The 5,678-nt window shown below is 71.7% G+C and carries 4 protein-coding genes; all 4 read right to left on the bottom strand.

What is annotated here, in order from left to right:
- Positions 1–46: 46 nt before the first annotated feature.
- Positions 47–1,057, bottom strand: a complete 1,011-nt coding sequence (locus ACFU6K_RS29615; RefSeq protein WP_380668145.1) for an enediyne biosynthesis protein — start codon at positions 1,055–1,057, stop codon at positions 47–49.
- Complete coding sequence (locus ACFU6K_RS29610; RefSeq protein WP_380668147.1) at positions 1,054–2,982, bottom strand: ASPIC/UnbV domain-containing protein; 1,929 nt, start codon at positions 2,980–2,982, stop codon at positions 1,054–1,056. The genes ACFU6K_RS29615 and ACFU6K_RS29610 overlap by 4 nt, the downstream gene beginning before the upstream one ends.
- Before the next feature lie 414 nt (positions 2,983–3,396).
- Complete coding sequence (locus ACFU6K_RS29605; protein WP_380668143.1) at positions 3,397–4,416, bottom strand: alcohol dehydrogenase catalytic domain-containing protein; 1,020 nt, start codon at positions 4,414–4,416, stop codon at positions 3,397–3,399.
- A gap of 20 nt (positions 4,417–4,436) precedes the next feature.
- Positions 4,437–5,678 (bottom strand): cytochrome P450, encoded by a 1,242-nt coding sequence (locus ACFU6K_RS29600; protein ID WP_380668141.1) that lies wholly within the window; start codon positions 5,676–5,678, stop codon positions 4,437–4,439.

Below are 5,678 nucleotides of genomic sequence, written 5' to 3'. Positions count from 1 at the left end.
GCGCCACGGAGGGGTCACGGTGTCACCTAGCGGTCGTGGTGCGGCCTCACGCCACGGCCGCCCCGACCTGGCTCTGCTGCGGCTGTACGGCCGTTCCGCCCCCGGACGCCCCGGCGGCGTCCGCCCGCCGGGAGCGCTGGACCAGGTGCGCGACCCACCACCCGAGCCCGCGCAGGGCGCAGACCAGCGTGGTGGCGAAGAACAGGGTGTAGACGACGTTGAACACCATCAGGATCGCGTACACGAAGGCGACCGAACTGCCGAACACGAACTGGGCCCGGCCCTTCACCGGCGTCGTGCCCGGGTCGCTGATCATGTAGTTGGTGAACAGCACGAAGGCGACACCGGTCATCGGGCCGAGCGCGGAGAACAGCGCGACGTCCCAGATCCAGTGCCGGAGGAACGCCTGGATGGCGAACGCGCCGAGCCAGCCGACGATCAGCGGGGTCCGTTTGGTGAGCAGCGCGTTGATCACGGTGCCCGCCGTGGCGATGATCAGCGGGATCATCACCCGGAAGAAGGTGTTCGCGTTCTCCGTGAACTCGTAGGGCGGCGCGATGCTGAACCACGAGCCGAAGCACACCAGCGACATCGTGATCCCGAAGTTGGACGGGTTCATGAAGTGCCGCATCCGGCCGGCGATCGGTGCTTGCAGGGCGTGCTTGCCGCCGACGCCGATGACCACGCCGAAGACGATCGGCAGCAGCTGGTTGTTGCCGTAGGTCAGCATGTTGACCGCGAGCGCCGTGATGTGGGCCGGCAGCAGGAACTCGTACACGCCGCGGAACCCGTTCCCGCGGAAGCGGGGGCCGCGGCGCTGGGCCCAGGCGCTGATCAGCTCGAAGGCGATCTCGCAGGCGTAGGCGGTGAACACCGCGACGAAGGGCCACAGCCAGGGCTGCTCGAAGCCGAGCAGGGTGTAGCCGAAGATGTTGAACACGCTGATCGAGAGCGCGAAGTTCCGCAGGGCGAGGTACCGCGGGTCCTTCGGCTTCGCGGGGGCGGCCGGTGCGGCCGCCGGGGTGCCGCCGGCTCGGGGTTGCACGCTCGTGCTCATCGGTTCGGGACCTCCTGGACCTGGTCGGTCAGCACGAGCGTGTGCGTGCCGGGGCTGAGCTGCTCGTTCTTCTCGTGCAGTCCGCCGGCGGCGTCCCGCCACCTGAGGTCGACGGTGACCGGCCCCTGGTGGGCGCCGAGGCCGAAGCGCACGTCGAAGCTGCGGAAGCCGCCGTGGCCGCCCCCGCCGTCGAGCCGGGAGATCTGGGTGCCGGTCGGGGTGGTGACCCGCACGGTGGCGTCGTACGCGGGCGCCCCGGTGTTCACCAGGCCCTGGCCCGCGCCGCCCTCGCCGGTCGGCCGGTAGAGCCGCAGGTTCAGCTGGCTGCCCAGCGCCGGCGCGGTGTTGGCGTAGAAGGCGGGCGGCCCCCACTGGCGGGCCACCGCGAAGTCCAGCCGGCCGGTGCCCGTGGTGTCGCCGGTGGCGAGGCCGCGGGTCGGCGTCGGCACGGCGATGCCCAGCCGGGAGCTGATGTTCACGTACGGGCCGTCGGGGGTCTTGGCGTAGAAGGCGATCGCCTCGTCCCCGGCGATGTCGTCGCCGGGCTGGACGTTGGGCCACATCGCGGGGTTGGACAGCAGGTCGTCGTTGGTCATGGCCATCTCCTGGAGCCACGGCCAGCGGTCGATCTTCCCCTTGACGAAGCCGGTGGCCTGGAGCACCGCGAGGTCGCCGCTGTTGAGGAAGTCGCCCATCTTGGTGTCCCAGCCCCACCCGGTCCAGGCCATGCCGTGCTCCTGGGCCTCCTGGGTGAACGGGGCGATGCCGGCGGCGAGTTTGCGGCGCATGTCGGCCTCGTCCTTGGCCTTGTTGATCCAGAGGAAGTTGCTCTCCTCCAGGCCCCAGGCGACGGTGATGTTGCTGACCATCATGTCGAAGTCGCCGTTGCGGCCGATGTCGCCGAAGTCGACGCCCATGCCCTTGAACGAGCCGTTGCCGAGGACGAAGGACTTGGGCGTGGTCGGCGTGCGCTCGCCCTTGGCCTCGCTGAACTCGATGTGCCCGGGCGTGGACCGGTTGTAGAGCAGGTGCCCGTGTCCGAAGTCGTTGGCGATGTACAGCTCGGGCAGTCCGTCACCGGTCAGGTCGGCGCCCGAGATGGCCAGCGTCCACCCGGTCGACGCGTCGTAGGGGATCGCGCCCTTCTCCTCCACGTACGACGCGGTGGGCTCCGGCCCCGAGGTGCTCTGCTGCCAGCGCAGCACGTGGTCGCCGCCGGCGTTCCTGGAGTTGGACAGCGAGTCGTTCATCACGACGTTGTTCAGCCCGTTCGGGTCGAGCACGTCGGAGTCGGGGAAGTAGTTGCCGATCACGATCGACGGGCGCCCGCTGCCGTCGATGTCGCCGACGTAGTCCGCGTCGGTGTTCCAGCGCGGGCCGTGGTACTTCCCGTCCAGGGACTCCGAGGGCACCAGCTCGCGCGGCACGTAGGAGCCCGCGGCGGGGGTCGTGGCGTCCGACCTGGCCATGAACAGGATCGGCGTGCGGCCCCAGTACGTCACCAGCAGGTCCATCCGGCCGTCGCCGTTGAAGTCGCCGGGCGTGCAGCCGGTGGGCGCCATGGTGTCGTCCATCGGCAGCGGCCTGCCGTCCAGCACGAAGGGCGTGAAGCGGTCGGCCGGCCGGGCGGTCGGGGTGTACGTCACGATCACGCTGTCGGTCCTGGTGTCGACGATGCACATGCCGTCGGCCACGCCGTGCCCGGTCAGGTCGTTGATCGCGATGCTGGCCCCGACCGAGGAGATCCACGAACGGATCTTCTGGTAGGCCGGGTTGACGGTCCGGACCGACCGCATCGGCCGCTGCTCGTAGCCGGGCGGCATCGCGATGGGCAGCTCCTTGAAGCCGTACTGCTTCGCGACCTCTTCCGCCCCGGCCGCCGCGACCGAGGTCCGTACGGCGAAGAACAGCGAGGTGGCCACCATTATCACCACCAGGCCTGGAATCAGTCTGCGGATTCGTTCACGGTACGCCACCGGGTTCCCCTCTCGACGGATCGGATACGACCCCGTGCCCGCGCCGCGTGAATGACGCGGCCGAAACCTCCTGCTGACAGGAGGGTTCCGGGATGACGGAATTCACGACCCGAAATGCGCCGGCGAAAAGCACGTCACGCGCGGGTCTACGGTACGAGGATGTACGCAAAGCACTCGGAATCGCTACTTCCCCGTTGCTCAGCGGGAGGAACGGCGGCCGCCGCCGGACCCGACGGCCGACCCGCGGCCGCACGACGAAGCGCCCTCCCGCGCGCGTGACGCGGAAGGGCGCTTCCAGGACTCAAGGGAGGATCGCGGGGGGGTGAATGACCTCTCCCGTCCGCCGGTTCACCATGTCACCGGTCAGGCGTACGTGACGACCGCGCGGAAGCGCGCCTCACCCCGCTCGACCCGGTCCAGCGCCTCGGCGACCCGCTCCTTGGGGAAGGTCTCGACCAGCGGCGTGACGGCCCCGGAGGCGACCAGGTCGAGGGTCTCGGTGAGCCGGTCGAGGCCGTTGTGGGTGGCGCCGATCACCTGCTGGCGCTGCGCCCAGAACGGGCTGGTCGGCGGGATGGCGAAGGACTCGGCCGGGTCGATGGTGGCCAGCACCATCCGGCCGTTCGGTCGCAGCCCCTGGAGGGCCCCGGCGGCGGCCCGGTAGGAGGTGCCGGTCACCAGGACGACGTCGGCGCCGCCGATCCCCCGCAGCCCGTCTCCGTCGGCGACCACGTGGTCCGCGCCCAGGGTCCGGGCCAGCCGGTGCTTGTCCGGCGAGCGGGTGACGGCCACCGTCTCGAAGCCGCCGGCCCGGGCGAACTGCACGGCGAGGTGGCCGAGTCCGCCGATCCCGAGCACCGCGACCCGTTCGCGCGGTCCGGGATCAGCGGCGCGCAGCGCGCTCCACGCGGTGTAGCCCGCGCACAGCAGGGGGGCGGCGGTCTCGTACGGGACGGCGTCCGGCAGCAGCACGGTGCTCGCGGCCGCCACCGCGACGTACTCCGCGTGTCCGCCCTGCACGGTGAGGCCGCTCATCACGGCCTCCGGGCAGTTCATCCCGGACTGCCCGGAGAGCGGGAGGTTGAGCCGGCAGTACGCGCACCGGCCGCAGGTCGCCTGCACCCAGGTGGCGCCGACCCGGTCGCCGACCCGGCGGCCGGTCACCCCGGGGCCGACCTCGACGACCTCCCCGGCGGCCTCGTGCCCGACCACCACCGGATCGAACGCCGGGAAGGGGAACACCCCCTGACTGACCAGCAGGTCGTTGTGGCAGACCCCGCAGGCGTGGACCCGGATCAGCACCTGGCCGGGACCGGGCCTCGGGGTGGGGATCTCGCGCAGCTCCCAGCGCGCCTTGGCCTCGGGTACGACGGCTGCCCACATCGGCCGAACCACCTTTCCTGTCAACTGCTCTGCGGCCCGAGCCGGACCGGAAGGGTCTGGACGCCGTTCATGATGAAGGTGGCCTGCGGCGCCAGCTCCTCGGCCGGTACGGCGAGTTCGAGGTCCGGGAAGCGCCGGAACAGCGCGGCGAGGGCGGTCTCGGCCTCCATCCGGGCCAGCGGCATGCCGATGCAGCGGTAGACGCCGTGGCCGAAGGAGAGGTGCTCCTTGTTCGGCCGGGTGGCGTCGAAGGCGTCGGCGTCCTCCCCGTGGACGGCGCGGTCACGGCCCGCCGCCGCGAAGTTGATCAGGACGGGCTCCCCCTTGGCGATGGTGACCCCGCCGAGCTCGATGTCCTCCACCGCGAAGCGGAACGGCAGGTGCGCGACCGGTGCCTCGGCGCGCAGGCTCTCCTCGATCACCTCCGCCCAGCCCACCGCGCCGGACCGCAGCAGCGCCCGCTGGTCGGGGTGGGTGAGCACGGCGCGCACGGTGTTGGCGAGCAGGTTCATCACCGGCTCCGTCCCGGTGGCGAGCAACAGGTGCAGGGTGCCGACCAGTTCGGAGTCGCTCAGCCGGGATCCGTCCTCCGCCTGGGCCTGGACCAGGTCGCTGGTCAGATCGTCCCCGGGGTCGCGGCGCTTGCCCTCGACGAACTCCAGCATCTCACCGTGCCACCGCTCGACGTTGGCCGCGGACTCCTCCGGGCTGATGGTGGTGTCGACGTTCACCTCGCCGCCGCGCAGCATCCGCTCGCGGTCCCCGGCCGGCACGCCGAACAGGTCGCAGATCACCCGGGCCGGCATCGGGTGGGCGAAGCGGGCCTTGAGGTCGACCACCTCGCCGGGCGCGCGGCGGCCGAGGTCGTCCAGCAGCTCGTCGACGGCCTTCTCCACCTCGGCCCGCATGGCCTCGACCCGGCGCGGGGTGAAGGCGCCGGCGGTCAGCCGCCGCAGCCGGGTGTGGTCGGCGCCGTAGCGGGTGGTGAGGTTGTCCATCAGCACCCAGCCGATGAGCGGGAAGTCCGCGCCGATCCGGCCCTCGGCGAACGCCGCCCAGTGCCGGCGCGGGTCCTTGGACAGGCGGTGGTCGGCCAGGGCCCGCCGGGCGGCGTCCTGGCCGGTGATCGACCAAGCCGGTACGCCACCGGGCCGTTCGATCCGGGCGACCGGGCCGTGCGCCCGGCTCCGGGCGCCCGCCCCGGGGATGTCACGTCCGGCGCGGTCGATGAAGACGGGGGCGGGGCGTGCCACGGAAGCCAC

The organism is Kitasatospora sp. NPDC057512 (genome assembly GCF_042802135.1).
Classification (GTDB): domain Bacteria; phylum Actinomycetota; class Actinomycetes; order Streptomycetales; family Streptomycetaceae; genus Kitasatospora.
This window is presented reverse-complemented; position numbering and strand designations above follow the sequence as displayed.

What these genes read in the sequence shown, in the direction of transcription:
- ACFU6K_RS29615 (WP_380668145.1), bottom strand. Translation starts at nt 1,057, where the DNA reads ATGAGCACGAGCGTGCAACCCCGAGCCGGCGGCACCCCGGCGGCCGCA.
- ACFU6K_RS29610 (WP_380668147.1), bottom strand. Translation starts at nt 2,982, where the DNA reads ATGGTGGCCACCTCGCTGTTCTTCGCCGTACGGACCTCGGTCGCGGCG.
- ACFU6K_RS29605 (WP_380668143.1), bottom strand. Translation starts at nt 4,416, where the DNA reads ATGTGGGCAGCCGTCGTACCCGAGGCCAAGGCGCGCTGGGAGCTGCGC.